Below are 21,273 nucleotides of genomic sequence, written 5' to 3' on the forward strand. Positions count from 1 at the left end.
TCCGCGACGATAGGTGATCGCGACGACCGGCACCCCGGATCGCTCCGCGATCCGGCGGCAGGTCGCGTCGTGGGTGTCGAGGTCGCCCTCGATGAACCCCCCGCCATGGATGTAGACGAGCAACGGGCCCGGTCCCTCGGCGAGCGGGACGGACGGCACGTAGCGCCGCGCGGGGCGGCCGGCGACCTGGAGGTCGTGGGTCGCGCCGATCGCCTGCTGGCCGCCCACGAGGGCCGTCTCGTGACGCATGTTCGCGCGCATCTTCTCGATCGGGATCGTCTCGTCCCGCCGCCGCGCGATCGACTGGAGGCGCAGCAGCATCTGCAGGTCCGGAGCGAGGGTCTGACCGTCTGCCCTGACGGCGCGACCGGCCACCAGCCGGCGAACGGGAGACGGAGCAGCCATCGCGGCCCGCAGGACGCCGGCCTCGGCGATCTCGAGAAGGTTCACGGGGACTGACCCTAGCCAGCGGGCCGCAGGGCCTTCCACGCCCCGTTCGACACCGCGCGTTCACCCGGCGGTGCCAGACTTCACTCCATGTCGCAGGAGCTGGTCCCCGAACCGATCGACGTCACCCCCCTCAGCGGGAGCGGCCCGGTCGACGAGGCGTCGCCGTACGCGCCGTCAGCGGCCGAGCTCGACGCGATCTCCGAGGTCGCCGACCGGTTCCTGGACCGGGAGCTGTCGTGGCTGCGCTTCAACCAGCGGGTGCTGGAGCTGGCCGAGGACACCGACCTGCCGCTGCTCGAGCGGACCCGGTTCCTGGCGATCTTCACGAGCAACCTCGATGAGTTCTTCATGGTCCGCGTGGCCGGCCTCAAGCGCCGCATCGCGACCGGGCTCGCGGTCCGGGCCGTGTCCGGGAAGCTGCCACTGGAGGTCCTGCAGACGATCTGGGAGCAGGCCGGTGCCCTCTCCCACCGGCACGCGGCCGTGTTCCGGGACATCGTCGCGCCCGCTCTCAGCAACGAGGGCATCGACCTGGTTCGCTGGGCCGACCTGGACCGCGAGGAGCAGCGGGCCTGCAAGAAGCTGTTCAAGGACCGGGTGTTCCCCGTCCTGACGCCGCTCGCGGTCGACCCGGCGCACCCGTTCCCCTACATCTCCGGCCTGTCCCTCAACCTGGCCGTCGTCGTCCGCAACCCCAAGACCGACAAGAAGCACTTCGCGCGGGTGAAGGTGCCCTCCAACTTCGACCGGTTCGTCGCCCTCGGCAACGACCGGTTCGTGCCGCTCGAGGACGTCATCAGCGAGCACCTCGCGCGACTCTTCCCCGGCATGGACGTGCTCGAGGCGCACACCTTCCGGGTGACCCGCAACGAGGACGTCGAGGTCGAGGAGGACGACGCCGAGAACCTGCTGGCAGCCCTGGAGAAGGAGCTGCTGCGCCGCAAGTTCGGGCCCCCCGTCCGCCTCGAGGTCGAGGAGTCGATCTCCCCCTCCGTGCTGGAGCTGCTCGTCTCCGAGCTCGACATCAGCATGGAGGAGGTCGTCCGCCTGCCCGGCCCCCTCGACCTGCGCGGCCTGCACGACATCGCCGACCTCGGCCGGGAGGACCTCAAGTACCCGGCCTTCGTCCCGAGCACCCACCCGCTCCTGGCCGAGGTCGAGTCGGCGGGGCCGGTCGACGTCTTCAAGTCGCTACGGCGCAACGACGTGCTGCTCCACCACCCCTACGACTCGTTCGCGACGTCGGTGCAGCGCTTCATCGAGCAGGCGGCTGCGGACCCGCACGTCCTCGCGATCAAGCAGACCGTCTACCGGACCTCCGGCGACTCCCCCATCATCGACGCGCTCATCGACGCCGCCGAGGCCGGCAAGCAGGTCATGGCGCTGGTGGAGATCAAGGCCCGCTTCGACGAGTCGGCCAACATCCGCTGGGCCCGCAAGCTGGAGCAGGCCGGATGCCACGTCGTCTACGGGTTGGTGGGTCTCAAGACCCACTGCAAGCTGGCGATGGTCGTCCGCGACGAGCCGGACGGGATCCGCCGCTACACCCACATCGGCACCGGCAACTACAACAGCAAGACCGCGCGTCACTACGAGGACCTCGGGCTGCTCACCACCAACGAGGCGATCGGCGATGACGTCGCCCACCTCTTCAACAACCTCAGCGGCTGGTCGCGCAAGGCCCGGTACGGCGAGCTGATGGTGGCGCCCGACTCGGTCCGGTCCGGCCTGGTCGACCACATCTACGCCGAGATCGAGCACCACCGCGCCGGTCGGCCGTCCGGGATCCGGATGAAGGTGAACTCGCTCGTCGACGAGCAGGTCATCGACGCGCTCTACCTGGCGTCCAACGCGGGCGTCCCCGTCGAGCTCTTCATCCGCGGCATCTGCGCCCTCCGGCCGGGCGTGCCGGGCCTGTCGGAGAACATCACGGTCCGCTCGATCCTGGGTCGCTTCCTCGAGCACAGCCGGATCTTCTGGTTCGCGAGCGGCGGCGAGTCGTCGGCGTGGATCGGTTCGGCCGACATGATGCACCGCAACCTCGACCGACGGGTCGAGGTGCTGGTGAGGCTCCCCACCCGCGAGAACGTGGTCGCGGTCGAGGCGCTGCTGGACCAGGCGTTCGCCGAGGAGACCGACGCGTGGGAGCTGCGCGAGGACGGCGAGTGGAAGCGGCACCGGGGGCCGGTGCACCTCCAGGAGGCGCTCATCGAGGCGCAACGCACCCGCCGCCACGGCTGAGCCGCCGCCGCGCCAGATGGACGCGCGGTGGAGAGAAGGTGAACAGCAGGTGACGCGCGGTCTGCTGTGGTCCAGCCCACTTCGGAACTCGTGCGGGCGGTTTTGACGTCAGGAGACGTTCACCCCCTAGCATGATGCCGTTCCTCTCCGCCTCAACGGGAGTCCAAGTGGGTCTGCGTCTGCGTCCGGTCGACACCTCTTTCTACGACCTCTTCACGAAGTCAGCACAGCACCTCGTCCTGGGAGCCGAGCTCCTGGCCGAGATGATGGCCGACAACTCCGACAAGGCCGACGTCGCCGAGCGCATGCGCGAGGCCGAGCACCGGGCCGACGAGACCACGCACGAGATCGTCAAGAAGGTCAACAGCACCTTCGTGACGCCGTTCGACCGCGAGGACATCTACTCGCTGGGCTCGGGCCTGGACGACGTGATGGACATGATGGACGAGGCCGTCGACCTCATCCTCCTCTACGAGGTCTCCGCCCTGCCTGCGGAGATGTCCGAGCAGGTCGGCGTCATCCAGCGTTGCGCCGAGCTCACCGCCGAGTCGATGCCGCGCCTCCAGTCGATGAAGTCGCTCGAGGACTACTGGATCGAGATCAACCGGCTCGAGAACACCGGCGACAAGAACCACCGCCGGATGCTGGCGAGCCTCTTCTCCGGTGAGTACAAGACGATCGACGTGCTCAAGCTGAAGGACATCGAGGAGTCTCTCGAGGGCGCGATCGACGCGTTCGAGAAGGTCGCCAACATCGTCGAGCAGATCGCCGTCAAGGAAAGCTGACAAGGCACGACTGTGGATGTCACCCTCGCGATCGTGATCGCGGTCGTCGTGGTCGCGCTCGTCTTCGACTACACGAACGGCTTCCACGACGCCGCCAACGCCATCGCCACGTCGGTGTCGACGCGTGCGCTGACCCCGCGGATCGCCCTGGCCCTCGCCGCGGTCATGAACTTCGTCGGCGCCTTCCTCGGCCAGAAGGTCGCGCACACGGTGAGCGACACCATCTCCCCACCCGAGACCAACCACGGGTTGATCATCGTGATGGCAGGGCTCGTCGGGGCCATCGCGTGGAACCTCATCACCTGGTACTTCGGTCTGCCTTCGTCGTCCTCGCACGCGCTCATCGGTGGCCTGGTCGGCGCCGCCGTGGCAGGCGGCGTGACCGTCTCCTGGAGCACGGTGCTCGAGAAGGTCGTCATCCCGATGTTCCTGTCGCCGCTGTTCGCCTTCGGCGCCGGCTTCCTCGCGATGCTCGCGGTCTACTGGATCTTCCGGAGGGCCAACCCGCACAAGGCCAACAAGGGCTTCCGGATCGCGCAGACGATCTCGGCTGCCGCGATGGCGCTCGGCCACGGCCTCCAGGACGCGCAGAAGACGATGGGCGTCATCTTCCTGGCCCTCGTGACCGGCGGCTACGTCGCCACCGAGGAAGCCGGCGGGGAGCGGCCCCTCTGGGTCATCTCCTCCGCGGCCGCGGCCACCCGCCGGCCCAGGATCATCCACCTCGACCCGCCGCAGGGCTTCGCTGCCGAGTCGGTCGCCGCGTCGGTGCTCTACACGACCGCCTACGTCTACGAAGCGCCGATCTCCACCACCCACACCATCACCTCGGCGGTGATGGGTGTCGGTGCGACCAAGAGGCTCTCGGCGGTCCGTTGGGGCGTCGCCCGGACGATCCTCACCGCCTGGGTCCTGACCTTCCCGATGGCAGCGTCGGTCGCCGCAGTGACCTACTGGATCCTGCACCTCATCACGCAGATCTGACCCCAGGTCAGGGCGACTCGACCGTGAGCGAGTACCCCCGGCCACGGATCCGTCGTACGTCGGCGGCGGCGCCGAGGCGGTGCCGCAGCCGGGTGACGTGCATGGCGATGGTGTTGCCGCTCGGCCGGCGGCTCGCCGGTCCCCAGAGGGCCTCGCGGAGCTCGTCGTCGGTCACCACCCCGGGTGCGCGGAGCATCAGCGCCCGGAGGAGCTCGAACTCCTTGAGCGGCAGGTCCGCGATCCGGTGGCCATCGATCTGGACCCGGTAGGCCGAGGCGTCGAGCTCGATCGGGCCGAACTCCAGCCGGACGTGGTTCTCCAGGGAGTGCGGCGTGTGGCTGAGGAGCTCCCAGAGGTGGTCGGCCGTGTAGGGCCGCGCCACGACCGCGCTCGCTCCGGCCAGCATCAGGCCGCCGACGTCAGCCGCGTGGTCGTGCTCCAGCGCAGCGACGACGTACGGCGCCCCGTGGTTGCGGATCGCGGTCACGAACTCGACGGCCGACAGGCCGGGCGCCTCGGGGGACACCACGACCGTGTGCGGGTCGAGCCGCCCGAACTCGATGAGCCCGTCGACCGTGGTCGACACCCAGGTCACGTGGACCCCGCGACCCGCCATGCTGTCGGTGAGCCCGGCCACGTCCGCGGCCGGGTCGACGACGAGCACCTGGGCACCGGCCGTCTCGGCCCACCGGTGCAGGTAGGAGCGGACGTTCACCTCCCGCGACGACCTCACCGGGGTCACCGGGGTCACCGGGACGCCGTCGGGGTCCTTGCGGGAGAGCTGGCGCCGCCCGGAACGTGCGCCCATGTCCGGATCAGCCGAAGCGGCCCGAGATGTAGGCCTCGGTGCGCTCGTCGGCAGGGTTGGAGAACAGCTGCTTCGTCCGGTCGAACTCGACGAGCAACCCGGTCCGGTTGCCGGTGGTCTCATCGGGCTTGGCCGTGAAGAACGCGGTTCGGTCGGAGACCCGCGCCGCCTGCTGCATGTTGTGGGTCACGATGATGATCGTGAAGTCCTTGCGCATCTCGAGCATCAGGTCCTCGATCTTCGCCGTGGCGATCGGGTCGAGGGCCGAGCACGGCTCGTCCATGAGGATGACGTCGGGCTTGGTCGCGATGGTCCGCGCGATGCAGAGCCGCTGCTGCTGACCACCCGAGAGGCCGTACGCCGACTGCTTGAGCTTGTCCTTGACCTCGTCCCAGAGGGCGGCACCGCGGAGCGCCTCCTCCACCAGGTCGTCCATGTTGTCGACCTTCATGCCGATGACCCGCGGGCCGTAGGCGATGTTGTCGTAGATGGACTTGGGGAACGGGTTGGGCTTCTGGAACACCATCCCGATGTGCTGGCGCACGGCGATCGGGTCGACCTTCGAGCCGTAGATGTTCTGCCCGTGGTAGTTGATCTCGCCCTCGACCCGCGCACCGGGCACCAGGTCGTTCATCCGGTTCAGGCAGCGCAGCACGGTCGACTTGCCACAGCCCGACGGGCCGATCAGCGCGGTGATCTCGTTCCTGCCGAACGTCAGGTTGACGTCGTGGACGGCGTGGAAGTCGTTGTAGAAGACGTTGAGGTGGAACGTCTCCATGACCGACTCGGCCGGCACCTCGCCGATGGTGCTGTGGGCGGCCTCTTCGTCGATGGACAGCTTGAGGCCCATCGGCTCCTCGGAGCTCGTGGTCGCGGTTGCGGGTTCGGTGGACATGTCCGGCTCCTACCAGGATCGCTGGAACTTGTTGCGGATGATGATGGCGAGGGCGTTCATGCCGAGGATCATGGCCAGCAGGACGATGATGCCTGCTGAAGCGGCCTGACGCACGATCTCTCGCGAGCTCTGCGCGGCGTCGTAGATCTCGAGCGGGAACGCCTCGATCTTGCTGGTGATGTAGGGCAGCTCGGGGGCGAAGTTGATCGCGCCGAAGCCGATCATGACCAGCGGGGCGGCCTCGCCGATCGCTCGGGAGAGGCCGAGGATGGTGCCGGTCGCGATGCCGGGCACGGCCGACGGCAGGGTCTGCCGCCAGGTCGTCTGCCAGACCGTCGCCCCCAGGGCGAGCGACCCCTGCCGGATCTCGTCCGGCACCGAGCGCAGCGCCTCCCGGGTGGTGATGATGACGACGGGGAGGATGAGGAGCGAGAGCGCCACAGCGCCACCGATCGCGATGCCGCGCTCGGCCCCGACCGCGGCCATCAGGCTCGCGGCGAGCATGCCGTAGATCACCGCCGGGACAGCCGCGAGGTTCTGCAGGTTGACCTCGACGATCCGGCTGAACCGCGAGGTCTTGCTCGAGAACTCCTCGAGGTAGACCGCCGCGGCGACACCGAGCGGGATCGCCATCAGCGCGGTCGTGATCATCAGGATCACCGAGCCCACGATGCCGGACTTGAAGCCGGTGTACGCCGCGGAGAGGTCCTTCGGGTCACGCCCGGTCGCCGCCAGCGCCTCGGCGCGCTCCGGGTCGAAGCTCTGCGTGTACTGCGTGAAGAGCTCCTTGTCGAAGCGGTCTGCGCCCGAGATCGCGGTGTCGACGATCAGCGCGAACAGCACGACGACTCCGAAGAACAGGGAGAACCAGAGGGCGCCCAGGAACACGAGCGACGTGAGGTTGCGGTCCTGGCTCTTGCCGGTCGCGAGCGTCGACGTGGTGACGGCGGATGCGGTCGCTGCCGCTGCGGTGCTCATCAGTAGGCCTGCCTGAAACGACGGACGATGGCGATGCTGATCATGTTCATGACGAACGTGATCACGAACAGCAGCAGTGCCACCGCGAAGAGGTACTTGTACTCGGTCGACTCGACCGGCGACTCGCCCAGCGCGGTGCGGGCGATGGTGCCGGTCATGGTCTCGTGACCCTCGCCGGGGTCGAGCGAGGTGTTCTTGATCGACCCGCAGGCCATCAGCACGATCATCGTCTCGCCGACCGCACGCGAGACGCCGAGCACGACGGCGGCGGCGATGCCGGAGAGTGCCGCAGGGAAGACGACGCGGAGCGTCGTCTGCATCCGGTTGGCACCCATGGCCAGCGATCCCTGCCGCAGCGCCAGCGGGACCGCCGACAGTGCGTCCTCGGAGAGCGACGCGACGGTCGGGATGATCATGACCCCGAGGACGAGCCCACCACCCAACGGGTTGTAGGCGCTGATCTCGAGCCCGAGCCAGTCCTGAAGCACCACGGGGATGACGAAGAAGACGGCGAAGAAGCCGTAGACGACCGACGGGACGCCCGCCAGCAGCTCGACCGTGGGCTTGAGCCACTTGCGAGCACGCTTGGAGGCGTACTCCGAGAGGTACATCGCCGCACCGAGGCCGATGGGGACCGCGACCATCAGGGCGATGACCGTCGTCATGCCCGTCCCCATGATGAGAGGGAACACGGCGTACGACGAGTCGGTGTCGGCGGTGAAGAACTCGCCTGCCGGCACCCGACGGAAGAACTCGATCGCTGGCTCGAGCACGGCGAAGAGGATGCCCGCGGTCACCAGGACCGAGGCACCGGCGGCGGTCACGAGCGCCGCCTTGATGACGGCCTCGCCGCGACGCGGTCGGGCCGTGAGAACGGGGGCCGAGCCCGCCCCGGAGGGCGGGCTCGGCTGGGTCAGTGCCGTCATGAGATTGCTCTGACTCTCCCTGTCGATCGCTTCTTCAGCTGCCGATGCCGGCCAGGGCGGCCTGGGTCGCGGCGTAGTCGGTCTCGTTCAACGGGATGAAGGCAGCGCCGGCCGCGATCGTCTCGAGGTTGGCGATGTAGTAGTCCGTGAACTCCTTGACCGCGGCGTTGTCGTTGTACGACGCGTTGTTCACGTAGATGAAGAGCGGGCGTGCGAGCGGCGAGTAGCTGCCGTCCTGCGCGGTCTCGGCCGAAGGGGCGACACAACCGGAGCCACCGTCGATCTCGAGGGCCTTCACCTTGTCGGTGTTCTCCTCGAAGTACGTGTAGCCGAAGAAGCCGACCGCACCCTGGGTGCCGGCGACACCGGTCACGAGCACGTTGTCGTCCTCGGAGGACTCGAAGTCGTTGCGGAGCGCGGGCTCCTCGGCGTCACCGTCGACGACCTCGGAGGCCATGTAGTCGTAGGTGCCGGAGTCGGTGCCGGGGATGAAGCCGGTGATCTCCTCGTCGGGGAACTCGGGGTTGATGTCCTGCCAGTTCGTGGCCTTCGAGCCGGGCTTGAGCAGGGCGATCAGCTCGTCGACGGTCAGGCAGTCGATGTCGAGCTCGGGGTTGACCACGACGGTCAGCGCGTCGGTCGCGACGAGCAGCTCGGTGTACTCGATGCCGTTGTCGGCACAGATCGGCGCCTCCTCGTCGTCCTTGATCGGACGCGAGGCGTCGGAGATGTCGGTCTCGCCGGCGCAGAAGACCTCGAAGCCGCCGCCGGTACCGGACTGGCCGACGGAGACCTGGATCGCGGAGCCGTCCGCCGTCATGAGCTCCTGAGCCGCGGTGGTCATCGGGTAGACGGTCGAGGAGCCGTCGACGGCGACCTCGCCCTCGACGGTGGTGTCGAGCGAGTAGTCGCCCGAGCCGGTGCCGCCGTCGGTGTTGTCGTCGCCCTTGTCGTCCTCGCCGCCACAGGCGGTCAGGAGGAGTGCCAGCGCGGCGACGCCGGGGACGAGCGCCCGACGAATGGTGGTGCTGTTCAAGAGATCTGCCTCTCAGACATGAGGGGCATCGAACCTGCACCCCTCGTGCATTGGATATCGCTTTACGTCGAGGACGCTAAGCAGCCCGGGTAACGCAACCCTCCGGCAGACCTGAACGGACGGTGAACAGGCGGGGAAGCATGGCTGGCGGACCGCGACCCACATCACACCCGCTGGCGCGGCGACGCTTGCTGAGCACGCACGCCAGCGAGCTCAGCGGACGGCGTGGCGCTCCACGGCGACGACGGCGCTCTTGCGCACGTGCACGATGAGCATCTCGGCGGTGGCGAGCTCCTCACCACGGCTCCCGACCCGCAGGCCGAGGGCGTCGAGCACCTCGGGGAGCACCGGCCGGTGGGTGCACAGCACCGCTCCCTGGTCACCGTCGAGGACGTCGTCCACGACCCTCTGGACGCCCTTGGCGGTGACGTCCTCCTCGCTCAGGCGGCGGCGGGTCTCGATCTCCCAGCCGGTCGTCTGGGCGTAGGGGAGCACGGTCTGCAGGCAGCGGGTGCTCGGCGAGGACACCACCCGGGTGACGTCGTAGGCGGCCAGCAGCGGCACGAGCCGCTCGGCCGCCAGCTCCCCGGTCTTCAGGAGCGGGCGCAGCCGGTCGTCCGCCCGCCAGGTACGACGGGACCGGGCACGGGCGTGCCGCAGGACGATCACCGCGTGCGTGCGGCGTCGTACCTTGAGGGCCTCGGCGAGCGTGGCCCGGTCATAGGCATAGCTGAGCATCGCGTCGGCCTTGTCGACCTGGACCCAGGCGACCTGGTCGATCTCGGCGTTGGGCCGGTAGAGGCTGACGTCGTCGTCCCCCACGACCCGGCCGGTCCAGTACTGGACGGTCTTCATCCGCCGTCCGGTCGGGTAGCGCTGGGAGGTCAGGGGCGGGCCGAGCCGGACGTGCACGCCGGTCTCCTCCGCCACCTCACGCACCGCGGCGGCGGTCGCGTGCTCCCACCGCTCGAGCTTCCCCTTCGGGAAGGACCAGTCGTCGTACTTGGGGCGGTGGACGAGCAGCACCTCGCGTCCCGGACGGAACACCACCACACCCGCGGCACGCACGTCCGGGGTCGGAGCAGGGTTGCTGTCGCTCACGGCGTTAGTGTCACACCTGTCCTGCCCCGGAGAGGAGACACCTCGGCCATGTCGGTTCCGCGTCGCCGGTTGTTCATCATCGGCACCGTGCTGCTCCTGGTGGCTGCGGCGGTCGTGACCTGGTTCGTCGTGATGCGTGAGGACGACGAGGCCGGGCGGCTCGCCGGCGCCGTCGCGCTGGCTCCCGAGAGCAGCACCCGCCTGGGCTGGACGGACTGGGCCGGCCTGCGCGAGGAGCTCGACGACTCCGACCTCGACGCGGCGTCGTCGACCCGGGAGGTCGACGGCTTCCTGACCGCCGGCTTCGACGCCGACCTCACGTCCACCTCTGCCCTGGTCTCGTCGGCCCCCGTCCTGCACGCGCAGTTCGGGTTCTCCCCCGCGACCATCGACTGGGAGCTGTTCGCGCAGGGAGAGGAGGGCGCCATCATCCTGATGGGACTGCCGGACCCCTCCGCTGCCGGGGACGTCGAGGACGCCCTCGAGGAGGTCGGCTACCAGCAGCCCAACGAGGACGACGGCGTGTGGATCGGCGGCCCGGACCTGCTGGCGACCATCGGCAACCTGTCCCAGGAGCTGGCCTTCATCACCGTCGACCGCGAGCGCGGCGTCATCGCGGCCAGCGACGAGTCCGAGACGCTCGAGTCGTGGCGCGACGAGGAGCGCGGCGACGCCGACGACGCGCTGGCAGAGGTCACCGACGACGTCGAAGGGGCCCTCGCCGCGTCGATCTACGACGGCGACTACGCCTGCGTCGCCCTCGCCATGACCGAGGCGGACGACGTCGACCGGACCCGTGCGGCCGAGCTGCTCGACGAGGCCGGCGAGATCCACCCGATGCGCGCCTTCGCGATCGCCGCCCGCCCCGGCGGCGACGTCCGGGTCGCGATGGCGTTCGAGACCGAGGACCAGGCTCGTACCAACGCCGACACCCGGGCCCGGCTCGCGGCCGGGCCGGCGCCTGGCCAGGGCGGCGCGTTCCCCGACCGTTTCACGCTCGGCGACGTGACGGCCGACGGCACCGTGGTCCGGATGGAGCTCGAACCGCTCCCCGCCTCGTACGTGATGTCGGACCTCGCCAACGGGCCGGTGCTCTTCGCGACCTGCTAGACCGAGGGCTCGCAGGCGAGAGATAGTCCCTGACGAAAAGCACCAGAATCCTGCTGTTCCGGGCGCTTTTCGTCAGGGACTATCGCAATTTCGGCACGTCAGCGCATCCGATTCTTGAGCAATCGCTCCCGATCGGCCGGGCTGAGGGATCGGCGCTGGGAAACCGTGACGGTGGGCGTCCACCACGACGGGGCGTCGATCGTCCACGTTCGTGACGTACGGCGGCGCCCCGCCCGCCGGTAGGCGGCGGCCAGACGCTGCACGAAGTCCTCGCGGCGGTCACCGGCGGACCGTTCGACGACCTCGATGTGGTGGTCACGGAAGATCGCAGCACGGTTGACGTCGGCGACGTACTGGTCCCGCTGCAGGTGATGCGCTCCGTTGTACTCAGCGGCCACGCCCGCGATCGGATCGAACAGGTCAGGGGTGCCGATGAGACGACCAGCCAGGTCGAAGACCGGACGATTCTGAAGCGGCATCCGGAATCCACCGTGCTGCATCCACAGGACCTTCATCACCGACTCCATCGGCGACCAGCTGTTCTCCCCGCAGAACGGCAGGGCGTTCCGGGCTCGCGGGACGCCGTACCAGCCGGCTTGCTCGGCGACCAGGGCGGCAATCTCGTCGTACGACACAAGGTCGGCGAACGCCGCCATCTCGAACGCCACGACCGCCTCCTCCAACGTGCGGGCATACCGCATGACGAAGGCCGTCGACCATGCCGGATGCGTGACGGCCACCCCGTCGACCCTGGAGATCAGGTCGGCGGCACACCCCTCACCCGACAGGAGCAGACCGGGCTGTGGGCGGATGTCGTGTGTGCTGATGAGGATCGGGACCGGCAGCACCTGTCCGGACGAGTTCGTACCCGAGAGCCACGTCGCCCCCTGCCATCGCAACGCGCCCCATCCCGTGATCGCACCACCCGTCGGCACGACCACGCTGGCCTCGACGATCCGTTGCTCCGGGTGGGAGGAGTCGACGTCAGCCGGCAGGTAGAAGCCGTGGCTACTCCGACGCCACCGCTTCCCTCGCGCCTCACCCCGCGTCGGACCCGTGACTCCTCTCGGGTCGAGACGCACCGGCATGACCAAGCCCGGCCGGCCGGCCCTCCCCTCGTCCACCACGACGAGAACCATGCGCCCCCGAGCGCGACCTTGCTCCGGCTCTCCACAGGCCCGACACCGACGTGGGATAGTCCCTGACGAAAAGCACCAGATTCGGCCCGATCCTGGTGCTTTTCGTCAGGGACTATCGCGATTTAGGGTCCTCAGCGGGCGGGGCGGAACCGGCGCAGCCGGAGGCTGTTGGTGACCACGAAGACGCTGGAGAACGCCATCGCGGCGCCGGCGAGCATCGGGTCGAGCAGGGCAGCGGCGGCCAACGGCAGGGCCGCGACGTTGTAGGAGAACGCCCAGAACAGGTTGCCCCGGATCGTCGCGAGCGTACGACGGGACAGGCGCACGGCGTCCGCGGCCACCCGCAGGTCGCCGGAGACGATCGTGAGGTCACTGGCCTCCCGGGCGACGTCGGTCCCGGTGCCCATCGCGATGCCGAGGTCGGCCTGCGCCAGGGCGGCCGCGTCGTTGACGCCGTCGCCGACCATGGCGACCACGTGACCGTCGCGCTGGAGGTCCCGCACGAACGCGACCTTGTCGGCGGGCAGCACGCCGGCGCGGACCTCCTCGATCCCGACCTCGGCGGCCACGGCCCGCGCGGCCCGCTCATTGTCGCCGGTGAGGAGCACCGGCCGCAGGCCGAGCCCCCGCAGCCGGGCGACCGCGTCGGCCGAGGACTCCTTGACGGTGTCGGCGACCACGAGCACACCCTGGGCCCGCCCGTCCCACCCGACGACGACCGCGGTCGCACCACGGCTCTCGGCGTCCGCGAGCGCATCGGAGAGCCGGTCGGCGATCGTGAGGCCACGTGCGGTGAGGAAGGCGGGGCGTCCGACGAGGGCCGCGGTCCCGTCGACCACGCCGCTCACGCCGAGCCCGGGCTCGTTGACGAAGTCCTCCAGCGAGCCTCGTTCGGCACCGTCCGCGATCGCTCGGGCGATCGGGTGCTCCGAGGCGGACTCCAAGGTGGCGGCGACCCGACGTACGACGTCCTCCGCGACGGCGTCGGCCACGACGACGTCGACCAGCCGCATGTCGCCGGTGGTGACGGTCCCGGTCTTGTCGAGGACCACGGTGTCGACGGCGCGGGTCGCCTCGAGCACCTCGGAACCACGGATCAGGATGCCGAGCTGGGCGCCCCGGCCGGTGCCGACCATGAGCGCGGTCGGCGTGGCCAGCCCCAGCGCGCACGGGCACGCGATGATGAGGACGGCGACCGCAGCGGTGAGCGCGATCTCCCAGCCGGCATCAGCGCCCAGCCAGAAGCCGAGCGTCCCGACCGCGAGGGCGATCACGACGGGGACGAAGACCCCGGAGATCCGGTCGGCCAGCCGCTGGGCCTGCGCCTTGCCGGACTGTGCGTCCTCGACGAGACGGGCCAGCTGGGCCAGGTGGGTGTCGGCGCCCACCCGGGTCGCGCGGACCACCAGCCGACCGGCGGTGTTGACGGTCGCGCCGACGACCTCGTCCCCGGGCCCGACCTCCACCGGCACGGACTCGCCGGTGAGCATCGCCGCGTCGACGGCGGAACGTCCGGCGACGACCTCGCCGTCGGTGGCGACCTTCTCGCCCGGTCGGACGACGAAGAGGTCGCCGACGGTCAGCCGCTCGATCGGGACCAGGCTCTCCGGGCCGTCCGGGCCGTCGGGGAGCACGGTCACCTCGCGGGCGCCGAGGTCGGCGAGTGCCCGCAGCGCGTCTCCCGCACGCCGCTTGGCCCGCTTCTCGAAGTAGCGGCCAGCGAGCAGGAACATCGTGACCCCGGCCGCGGTCTCGAGGTAGATGTCGCCCAGGCCGGATGCCGGCCCGTCCCCGCGATCGGGGACCAGGTCGAACGGGTGGGTCATCCCGGGCTCGCCAGCCGTGCCCCAGAAGAGGGCGACGAGGGACCAGCCGAAGGCGGCCAGCACCCCGAGGGACACGAGGGTGTCCATCGTCGTCGCCCCGTGACGCAGGTTCGTCCACGCGGCACGGTGGAAGGGCCAGGCACCCCAGGTCGCGACCGGGGCGGCGAGCGTGAGCGAGGCCCATTGCCAGTACTCGAACTGGAGCGCCGGGACCATCGCGATCGCGATGACCGGCACCGTCAGCAGGACCGCCGCGACCAACCGGTCCCGGAGGGCCGTGAGCTCGGGGTCGGCGTCGGCCTCGTCGACTGCCGGCACCTCGGTCACCTCCGGGCGCCGTACCGTCGCGCCGTAGCCGGCGGCCGCGACCGTCGCGAGCAGGGTCTCCTCGTCGACGGTGTCCGGCACGGCGACCTTGGCCCGCTCCGTCGCGTAGTTGACCGAGGCGGTCACCCCGTCGAGCTTGTTGAGCTTGCGCTCGATGCGGTTCGCACATGACGCGCAGGTCATGCCGGTGATGTCGAGGTCGAGCTCGATCATCGGCCCGCCCGGGACGACGTCAGTGATCATGACCGCCGTCCTCGTGCTCCATCCCCTCGTCCATCCCGCCGTCCGTACCGCTGTCGGCACCGTCGTCGTCCGACTCGCCCACGGTGATCGTGAAGTCGGCGGTGTGGACCTCGCCGCCGTGCTGGAAGTCGAGGAACAGCCGGTAGCGGCCCGCGTCGACGAACTCGGCGTGGAAGGCGACCTCCGGGCCGGCAGGGCCGTCCTCGGGGTGGACGTGGAGGTAGTCGAGGTCCTCGGCACGGATCGCCACGAGGTGGCCGTATGCCCCCAGGTAGGGCTCCAGGTCGGTGACGTCCTCACCGTCGCGGGTCACGTGGAGCGTGACCGTCGAGCTCTCCTCGTCCCGCTCGAGGTGGACCTCGTAGCCGTCGACGTTCGAGGTGAGCTGGTCGGGTCCGAGCGGTTCGGGCGCGAAGTCGCCGGACACCAGCAGCTCGGCCTCGGCGACCGTCGGCTCTCCGCCCGCCGGCGCGAAGTCGGCGTAGAGACGCCAGGGGCCCCCCGACAGGTCGATCGGGATCGTCCAGGTGCCCGAGGCCGGGTCGAGCTCGGGGTGCACGTGCCGGAACTGCGCCAGGTCGCGGCTGACGGCGATGAGGTGCAGCTCCTTCTCGTGCTGGACGTCGTACGACGTCACGGGCGCGCCGGCCGCGTCGAGGATCCGGAACGTCACCAGCGGCTGACCGCCCTCGACGACGTCCTGGTCGAGGGCGAGCTCGTAGGACGCGTCGTCACCGTGCTCGTGGCCGTCGGACGCTCCCTCGCCGTGGCCGTGGCCCTCGTCATCGGCAGCGTCGTCGGCCGGGTCGAGACTCACCCGGTCGTCGTCGTGCGTCGAGCCGTGGTCGGTCCCGTGGTCGTCGTCGGTCTCGACCGGGCCGACCGCCCGGCCGATGCCGATCGCGACGCCGAGCACGACGACGAGCGCCGCGACGTAGGCCAGGACCTTGGAGGAGGTCGTCATCGGATCTCCCTCAGACCAGGGTGTAGCCGGCCTCGGCGACGGCGGCATCGACCGCAGCACGCTCGAGGGGCTCGGTGCTCGTCACGACGACGGTCCCGGTCTCGACGGTGACGACGACGTCCTCGACGCCAGGGATCTCGCTGATCTCCTCGGTCACCGACGCCGCGCAGTGGCCACACGTCATCCCGGTGACCTGCCAGGTGCTCTGCTCGCTCACTTCTCTTCTCCTCGTTCGATGCTCGTCGGGTACGCGCGACTCAGGACCGGACCAGGCGGCTGATCGCCGCCACGGCCTCGGCGACCTTCTCCTTGGCCTCCGCGTCCCCGGTCCGGGCCGCGTCGACGACGCAGTGGTTCATGTGCTCCTCGAGGAGCTGGATGGAGAAGGAGTGCAGCGCGCTGGTCATCGCCGACACCTGGGTCAGGATGTCGATGCAGTACTTCTCCTCCTCGACCATGCGCTGCAGGCCGCGGGCCTGGCCCTCGATGCGGCGCAGCCGCTTGAGGTGGTCGTCCTTGCGGCCGATGTAACCGTGCTGGTGATCGTGTTCCACGTCAGACACCATACCCCCCTATGGTATTAAGTCAAGCCCGAAGAAGCCCGACCGCACGCGGCCGGGCTGGGTCGGTCGACGATCAGTCGGTGTCGTCCGGCAGCACGCCGAGGATCCGGTCGATCTCGTCCTCGGGCATCGGCCCGTCGGAGGCGGTCGCGGCGATGATCAGGTTGGTGGTCAGCTCGACCTCGGAGAGCAGGTCGGAATCCTCGAGCGCCACGTCGAACGGGTCCGCCACGACTGATTCGCCTCCCGAGTGTGGACGTCTTCCGCGCCCCACTCCCTCGATGCTCGGGGCACGCTGGTGCCATTCCGTCTCATCGTGCCCACCCTCACGGACCTGAAACCAGAAGATCGAGAAAAATCTTGACGAGGCCCTGCCGGTCGCCCGGCAGGGCCTCGCCTGAAGACTGTGTCTCCCGAGATGCGGGGCAGTCCTTCACCCCGTCGTGCAGATCCTCAGAGGATCAGAGGGCGCGAACGTTCTCCGCCTGGGGACCCTTGGGACCCTGGGTGACGTCGAACTCGACCTTCTGGTTGTCCTCGAGGGACTTGTAACCGTTGGTCTGGATCGCCGAGTAGTGAACGAAGACGTCGTCGCCGCCGCCCTCCTGCTCGATGAAACCGAAACCCTTCTCTGCGCTGAACCACTTCACGGTGCCCTGAGCCATTGTGCTCGTAACTCCTATTGTCGGGGCGAGAGCCGCCACTTCGGCGACCCACAGCAGATGCGATGACACGTCGCTCCGACCCGTGATTGTTGACACCACAAACCAGATACGCCGTCGGCCACAGACTCCGCAGGCGTTCAACCTTCGAGAACTGCATCCACTGCGGACACGACACTACCAAGCGATGCCGACAGGGGAAGCATCGAATGCAAAGGATCTCGTCGTGCGGCGTGAAGGTTGCGCTACACAGGTGTGACGCCACGGCGAACGGCGCCAGCCCGCGCCTCCTACACTGCGCGGAATGACCGTGCTCCCGGCCCTGCTCGCGCGGACCGTCCTCGTCGCGACGACGGCGCTCGTCGTCACCGCCTGCGGCGACGACGAGCCGACCCCCGCGCCCGCCCTGCGGACCGCCGACAACGGCGAGGTCTTCAACGATGCCGACGCCGCCTTCGCGACGGCGCTCGTCGAGCAGCACGCCGTCACCCTCGTCCTCATCGACCTCGCCCGGGCCGAGGAGGTATCGCCCGAGATCACCGCCGCCGGCGAGGAGATCCTCGCGGCCCGTGCGCTCGAGATCGAGCAGGCGACCGACTGGCTGCTGGCCTGGGACGTCCCCGTGCCGGAGACGATCCGCGACCACGCCAACGTGCCCCACGGCGAGGAGCTCACGACGTTCGACGACCCGGAGCTGAGCGAGCTGACCACCCTCGACGGCGCCGCGTTCGAGGAACGCTGGCTCGACCTGATGATCGACCGGCACCAAGCCGCCACCGACCTGGCCGAGGCCGAGGTCGAGGACGGTCGCTACGAGCCCGCGATCACCCTCGCGCAGGCGCTGGCCGAGGACCAGCAGGCACGGATCGAGGAGCTGGAGACACTCCGGTCGCGGTGAGCTGCTCCCGCGACTCCTCGCCCGCCCGGAGGAACCGACCGGTGCGCTCGACACCGAGGACGTCGGTCGCGGCACCCTCGCGCCACACGGTGGTGCCGCCGACCATCACCAGCGGGACCGCCGCGTCGTTCCGGTTGACCATCCGGGACAGGCCGTCGTAGTGCTCGACCGGCGCCTCGGCGTACTCCTCGAGGGTCGCGTCGAGGTGCGCCGGGTCGATGACCACGAGGTCGGCACGGTCCCCGACCCGCAGGTGGCCGGCGTCGATCCCGTACCAGTCGGCGAGCTCCCCGGTGAGCCGGTGCACGGCCCGTTCGACGGAGAGGAACGGCGTACCCGCGCGCTCGGCGTCGAGCACGTGCTTGAGCAGGCGGAGCCCGAAGTTGTAGAACGCCATGTTGCGCAGGTGGGCGCCGGCGTCGGAGAAGCCCATCTGGACCCCCTGCTCGGCCGCGATCTTCTTCAGCACGTGAGGCCGGTGGCCCGAGATCGTCGTCCGCCAGCGGATCGCGGTGCCGTGCTCGAGGACCAGGTCGAGGAAGGCGTCGACCGGGTGGGCCCCACCCCGCTCCTGACCGACCTGGCCGAAGGACTTGCCGACCACCGTCGGGTCGGGGCACGCCACGATCTCGGCGTCGAAGAAGTCGCGGTGCCAGACCCGCGGGCCGTACTTCGACTCGTAGTCCTTCCGGTACCGGGCACGGTAGGCCGGGTCCCGCATCAGCTCGTCGCGGGCGAGCTTCTCCTGGAGGTGCAGCGCTGCCGCTCCCGCCCCGAACTCCTCGAAGATGACCAGGTCGATGCCGTCGGCGTAGACCTCGAACGGCACCGGCAGGTGCTGCCACCGGAAGTCGGCGCCGAGCCGGTTGACGGTCGCGGCCAGGCCACGCATCAGGTGGATGACGAACGGGATCGCCTTGATGTCGGCTGCCGAGAGCAGGCTGGTCTTGAGGGGCTTGCGTCCCCATCGGGCCGAGGGCAGCCCGATCGAGTGGAGCGCCTGGTAGAGGATCGTCTGCGGGTGGGTCGCGTCGGGCCCTGCCTGGATGACCCGCTCCCGGTCGCGGAGGATCCGCCGCAGCCCTCGCATCTCGCGTGCCTTCGCGTACGTCGAGGGCAGCGTCCTCGACCGGCACAGGTCGCCGTCGAGCTTGTCGAAGAGCAGCTGCTGGGCCGACATGCCGACGAAGCCGGCGTCGAGCGCCTCGGTGAGCATCCGCTCCATCCGGCGCTGCTCGGAGCCGGTCGGGCGGACCTCCTGGCGGGTCGCCCGGTCCAGGCCGAGGGTCGCGGTCCGCAGGTCGGAGTGGCCGATGAACGCGGCCAGGTTCGGGCCGAGCGCGAGCCGCTCGAGCGCGGTGACGTACTCGTCCGCCGACGACCAGTCCTTCGCCGCCTCGACGTGCTCGATGACGTGTTGACGCGGGATCGCCTCGACCCGGCCGAACAGGTCGCCCGCGTCGACCGCGCCGACGTGGACGGTCGAGAGCGAGCAGGAGCCGAGGAGGATCGTGGTGATCCCGTGGCGGACCGACTCGGTGAGGTCCGGCCCACGCAGCACCTCGACGTCGTAGTGGGTGTGGATGTCGACCATCCCGGGGATCACCCACCGGCCCCCGGCCTCGACGACCTCCGGGCAGTCGGTGGTGTCCAACGGCCCGACCGAGACCGCCGCCACCCGACCGTCCCGGATCCCGATGTCGCGGACCGCGGACGGCGCCCCCGTCCCGTCGAACCAGCGGGCGCCACGGATCACGGTGTCGAAAGGGATCACAACGAAATGCAACGTGTTCCACCCCGCTCTGTCAACGTCCAGCCCGGCGCTCCGGCCATGCTCACTCGGGCTGGAAGGGCGTCGCGAACGTGTCGTCGAGGAAGCGGCCGAGCAGCGTGTCGAGGGTGCGCAGGTCCTCCGCGGACCAGCCGTCGAGCGCCGACTGGAGGTGGCGGGTGCGGACCCGCCTCAGCGCCTCCGTCGTCGTCCTCCCGGCCGCCGTCGGCTCGACCAGGGTGACCCTGCGGTCGCTCGGGTCCGGCGACCGGCTGACCAGGCCCTCCTCGGCGAGACCGGCGACCTGGCGAGTGGCCATCCCGACGTCCATCTGAGAACGGCGGGCCAGCTCCCCCATCGGGATCGGGCCGGTCTCGATCAGCACCCGGAGCAGGTCGTAGGACGGTTGCTTGAGGTCGACGCCTCCAGCGGCCGCCGCCTGGCGGGCGAACGTGGCCCGACTGGCGCTGGCCCGCATCAACCGGCTCAGGGTGAGCTGCACGGACTCGATGGTGCGACCGCGGTCGGCGGTCATGCGGACGGGATCTCTCGACAGCCGGAGACGACCGCGGCGAACGCGTCGTCGTGCTCGGGGTCCGGCAGCCCGAGGACGAGCCCCGAGCAGCGGCCGGCGTACCAGCCGCGCAGGGTGCCCGCGATCTCGTCGTACGTGCCCTGCGGGACGAGGGTGGCGATCACGTCGTCGGTGACCTGCCGGGCCAGGTCGTCCCAGTCGCCGCGGCGGGCCATGTGGGTGAGCGCCTCCCCCACCTCCGCGAGCCCGAACAGCTCGAGCTGTCGGCGATAGGCCGGCGTGCTGTAGAGGAAGCCGAGCTCGGCGCGGCGGGCGTCGCGGACCCGGGCCAGCGCCTCGGCGGTCGGGGCCGTCATCGGCTGCGGCCCGGCGACGACGGTCGGCCCGCCGTCCGTTCGACCGGCCTCCCGGGCACCCTCGGCGAGCGCCGGCCCGATCGCCTCCTCGAGCATCCGCGGGTGCGAGCTCGTCGGGTGGCAGACGAAGCCGTCGGAGACCCGGCCGGCCAGCACGCACATCCCCCGGTTGACGCCCCCGGTCCAGATCGGCGGCGCCGGGTGGTCGTTGGGCCCCGGGTTGAAGTACGGCTGCAGGCGGTCGAAGCGGTACGACGAGCCGTCGTACGCGAGGTCGTCCCCGGTCTGGAAGCTGTGGAAGATGGCGCGGAGCGCCCCGACGTAGTCGCCGAGACGGGCCACCGGCTCGGACCACTCCGTCGCGTAGCGGCCGACGATGTTGCCGCGCACCTGGGACGCGATGCCGAGCTGGAAGCGCCCCTCGGAGAGCCGCACCAGGTCCCACGCCGCGTAGGCCGTCAGCATCGGGCTGCGCGGGAACGCCACGACCATGCTCGTCCGCACGACCAGCCGCGAGGTGTGGGTGAGCGCGAGGGCGGCGACCGTGAACGGGTCGTGGATCGTCTCGGGGACGTGCAGGACGTCGAAGCCGAGGCGTTCGACGCGCGCAGCGAAGGCTCCCACGTCCTTGAGGTGGGAACTGGCGGGCCAGGTGGCGATGACCTCCACGGGGTG

At 69.9% G+C, this 21,273-nt stretch carries 22 protein-coding genes; 5 read left to right on the forward strand and 17 right to left on the reverse strand.

Annotation, left to right across the window (positions count from 1 at the left end; translation table 11 throughout):
• Positions 1-450: alpha/beta hydrolase (locus H0487_RS24095; protein WP_183092504.1), on the reverse strand; the 450-nt coding region annotated here is incomplete at its 3' end.
• 87 nt (positions 451-537) lie between these two features.
• On the opposite strand from H0487_RS24095, the gene H0487_RS01735 reads away from it, so the two are divergent.
• The 3 genes from H0487_RS01735 (at position 538) to H0487_RS01745 (ending at position 4,460) form a co-directional block, all read left to right on the forward strand.
• Complete coding sequence (locus tag H0487_RS01735) at positions 538-2,691, forward strand: RNA degradosome polyphosphate kinase (RefSeq protein ID WP_183092505.1); 2,154 nt, start codon at positions 538-540, stop codon at positions 2,689-2,691.
• A 167-nt stretch (positions 2,692-2,858) separates the two neighbouring features.
• A complete protein-coding gene (locus tag H0487_RS01740) occupies positions 2,859-3,476 on the forward strand; it encodes a DUF47 domain-containing protein (RefSeq protein ID WP_183092506.1) in 618 nt (205 codons plus the stop codon).
• 12 nt (positions 3,477-3,488) lie between these two features.
• Positions 3,489-4,460 (forward strand): inorganic phosphate transporter, encoded by a 972-nt coding sequence (locus H0487_RS01745; RefSeq protein WP_183092507.1) that lies wholly within the window; start codon positions 3,489-3,491, stop codon positions 4,458-4,460.
• Between the two features lie 7 nt (positions 4,461-4,467).
• On the opposite strand, the gene H0487_RS01750 is transcribed toward H0487_RS01745, so the two are convergent.
• The 6 genes from H0487_RS01750 to H0487_RS24100 all read right to left on the reverse strand — a co-directional run bounded on the left by H0487_RS01750 (position 4,468) and on the right by H0487_RS24100 (position 10,204).
• Positions 4,468-5,268: a winged helix-turn-helix transcriptional regulator gene (locus H0487_RS01750; RefSeq protein WP_183092508.1), complete on the reverse strand. Its 801-nt coding sequence runs from the start codon at positions 5,266-5,268 to the stop codon at positions 4,468-4,470.
• A 7-nt stretch (positions 5,269-5,275) separates the two neighbouring features.
• On the reverse strand, positions 5,276-6,046 hold the full coding sequence (gene pstB / locus H0487_RS01755; protein ID WP_246382868.1) for a phosphate ABC transporter ATP-binding protein PstB: 771 nt from the start codon (positions 6,044-6,046) through the stop codon (positions 5,276-5,278).
• 126 nt (positions 6,047-6,172) lie between these two features.
• Complete coding sequence (gene pstA / locus H0487_RS01760) at positions 6,173-7,141, reverse strand: phosphate ABC transporter permease PstA (protein WP_183092509.1); 969 nt, start codon at positions 7,139-7,141, stop codon at positions 6,173-6,175.
• A complete protein-coding gene (gene pstC / locus H0487_RS01765; protein WP_183092510.1) occupies positions 7,141-8,067 on the reverse strand; it encodes a phosphate ABC transporter permease subunit PstC in 927 nt (308 codons plus the stop codon). The genes pstA and pstC overlap by 1 nt, the downstream gene beginning before the upstream one ends.
• A 34-nt stretch (positions 8,068-8,101) precedes the next feature.
• On the reverse strand, positions 8,102-9,103 hold the full coding sequence (locus tag H0487_RS01770) for a PstS family phosphate ABC transporter substrate-binding protein (RefSeq protein WP_183092511.1): 1,002 nt from the start codon (positions 9,101-9,103) through the stop codon (positions 8,102-8,104).
• Positions 9,104-9,316: 213 nt separating this feature from the next.
• Complete coding sequence (locus H0487_RS24100; RefSeq protein WP_183092512.1) at positions 9,317-10,204, reverse strand: NUDIX hydrolase; 888 nt, start codon at positions 10,202-10,204, stop codon at positions 9,317-9,319.
• A gap of 48 nt (positions 10,205-10,252) precedes the next feature.
• Between H0487_RS24100 and H0487_RS23060 the strand changes: the two genes are divergently transcribed.
• Positions 10,253-11,314, forward strand: coding sequence for a hypothetical protein (locus H0487_RS23060; protein ID WP_183092513.1), 1,062 nt, complete (start codon positions 10,253-10,255; stop codon positions 11,312-11,314).
• Positions 11,315-11,412: 98 nt separating this feature from the next.
• On the opposite strand, the gene H0487_RS01785 is transcribed toward H0487_RS23060, so the two are convergent.
• The 7 genes from H0487_RS01785 to H0487_RS01815 form a co-directional block, all read right to left on the reverse strand.
• Positions 11,413-12,402 carry a hypothetical protein gene (locus tag H0487_RS01785; RefSeq protein WP_183092514.1) on the reverse strand — a complete coding sequence of 330 codons (990 nt, stop codon included), beginning with the start codon at positions 12,400-12,402 and terminating at the stop codon, positions 11,413-11,415.
• 182 nt (positions 12,403-12,584) lie between these two features.
• Positions 12,585-14,849 (reverse strand): heavy metal translocating P-type ATPase, encoded by a 2,265-nt coding sequence (locus H0487_RS01790; RefSeq protein WP_183092515.1) that lies wholly within the window; start codon positions 14,847-14,849, stop codon positions 12,585-12,587.
• On the reverse strand, positions 14,839-15,813 hold the full coding sequence (locus H0487_RS01795) for a DUF8832 domain-containing protein (RefSeq protein WP_183092516.1): 975 nt from the start codon (positions 15,811-15,813) through the stop codon (positions 14,839-14,841). The genes H0487_RS01790 and H0487_RS01795 overlap by 11 nt, the downstream gene beginning before the upstream one ends.
• Before the next feature lie 10 nt (positions 15,814-15,823).
• Complete coding sequence (locus H0487_RS01800) at positions 15,824-16,030, reverse strand: heavy-metal-associated domain-containing protein (RefSeq protein WP_312855787.1); 207 nt, start codon at positions 16,028-16,030, stop codon at positions 15,824-15,826.
• A 40-nt stretch (positions 16,031-16,070) separates the two neighbouring features.
• Positions 16,071-16,379, reverse strand: coding sequence for a metal-sensitive transcriptional regulator (locus H0487_RS01805; protein ID WP_183092517.1), 309 nt, complete (start codon positions 16,377-16,379; stop codon positions 16,071-16,073).
• A 70-nt stretch (positions 16,380-16,449) separates the two neighbouring features.
• Positions 16,450-16,608: a hypothetical protein gene (locus tag H0487_RS01810; protein ID WP_183092518.1), complete on the reverse strand. Its 159-nt coding sequence runs from the start codon at positions 16,606-16,608 to the stop codon at positions 16,450-16,452.
• 229 nt (positions 16,609-16,837) lie between these two features.
• A complete protein-coding gene (locus H0487_RS01815) occupies positions 16,838-17,041 on the reverse strand; it encodes a cold-shock protein (protein ID WP_183092519.1) in 204 nt (67 codons plus the stop codon).
• A 301-nt stretch (positions 17,042-17,342) separates the two neighbouring features.
• Between H0487_RS01815 and H0487_RS01820 the strand changes: the two genes are divergently transcribed.
• Positions 17,343-17,936 (forward strand): DUF305 domain-containing protein, encoded by a 594-nt coding sequence (locus H0487_RS01820; RefSeq protein WP_183092520.1) that lies wholly within the window; start codon positions 17,343-17,345, stop codon positions 17,934-17,936.
• Here H0487_RS01820 and H0487_RS01825 read toward each other — a convergent pair.
• The 3 genes from H0487_RS01825 to H0487_RS01835 all read right to left on the reverse strand — a co-directional run bounded on the left by H0487_RS01825 (position 17,863) and on the right by H0487_RS01835 (position 21,267).
• Positions 17,863-19,710 (reverse strand): N-acyl-D-amino-acid deacylase family protein, encoded by a 1,848-nt coding sequence (locus H0487_RS01825; RefSeq protein ID WP_220792992.1) that lies wholly within the window; start codon positions 19,708-19,710, stop codon positions 17,863-17,865. The two genes, H0487_RS01820 and H0487_RS01825, sit on opposite strands and share 74 nt — an antisense overlap.
• 61 nt (positions 19,711-19,771) lie before the next feature.
• Positions 19,772-20,242, reverse strand: coding sequence for a MarR family winged helix-turn-helix transcriptional regulator (locus H0487_RS01830; RefSeq protein ID WP_183092521.1), 471 nt, complete (start codon positions 20,240-20,242; stop codon positions 19,772-19,774).
• On the reverse strand, positions 20,239-21,267 hold the full coding sequence (locus tag H0487_RS01835; protein ID WP_183092522.1) for a TIGR03617 family F420-dependent LLM class oxidoreductase: 1,029 nt from the start codon (positions 21,265-21,267) through the stop codon (positions 20,239-20,241). Before H0487_RS01835 ends, H0487_RS01830 begins: the two co-directional genes overlap by 4 nt.
• Positions 21,268-21,273: the final 6 nt, after the last annotated feature.

The sequence above is a fragment of the Nocardioides stalactiti genome (genome assembly GCF_014180715.1).
Taxonomy (GTDB): domain Bacteria; phylum Actinomycetota; class Actinomycetes; order Propionibacteriales; family Nocardioidaceae; genus Nocardioides; species Nocardioides stalactiti.

Coding starts and splice junctions, on each gene's coding strand:
- H0487_RS01735 (WP_183092505.1), top strand. CDS start 538: ATGTCGCAGGAGCTGGTCCCCGAACCGATCGACGTCACCCCCCTCAGC.
- H0487_RS01750 (WP_183092508.1), bottom strand. CDS start 5,268: ATGGGCGCACGTTCCGGGCGGCGCCAGCTCTCCCGCAAGGACCCCGAC.
- pstB (WP_246382868.1), bottom strand. CDS start 6,046: ATGGAGACGTTCCACCTCAACGTCTTCTACAACGACTTCCACGCCGTC.
- pstA (WP_183092509.1), bottom strand. CDS start 7,141: ATGAGCACCGCAGCGGCAGCGACCGCATCCGCCGTCACCACGTCGACG.
- pstC (WP_183092510.1), bottom strand. CDS start 8,067: ATGACGGCACTGACCCAGCCGAGCCCGCCCTCCGGGGCGGGCTCGGCC.
- H0487_RS23060 (WP_183092513.1), top strand. CDS start 10,253: ATGTCGGTTCCGCGTCGCCGGTTGTTCATCATCGGCACCGTGCTGCTC.
- H0487_RS01785 (WP_183092514.1), bottom strand. CDS start 12,402: ATGCCGGTGCGTCTCGACCCGAGAGGAGTCACGGGTCCGACGCGGGGT.
- H0487_RS01790 (WP_183092515.1), bottom strand. CDS start 14,849: ATGATCACTGACGTCGTCCCGGGCGGGCCGATGATCGAGCTCGACCTC.
- H0487_RS01795 (WP_183092516.1), bottom strand. CDS start 15,813: ATGACGACCTCCTCCAAGGTCCTGGCCTACGTCGCGGCGCTCGTCGTC.
- H0487_RS01805 (WP_183092517.1), bottom strand. CDS start 16,379: ATGGTGTCTGACGTGGAACACGATCACCAGCACGGTTACATCGGCCGC.
- H0487_RS01815 (WP_183092519.1), bottom strand. CDS start 17,041: ATGGCTCAGGGCACCGTGAAGTGGTTCAGCGCAGAGAAGGGTTTCGGT.
- H0487_RS01820 (WP_183092520.1), top strand. CDS start 17,343: ATGACCGTGCTCCCGGCCCTGCTCGCGCGGACCGTCCTCGTCGCGACG.
- H0487_RS01830 (WP_183092521.1), bottom strand. CDS start 20,242: ATGACCGCCGACCGCGGTCGCACCATCGAGTCCGTGCAGCTCACCCTG.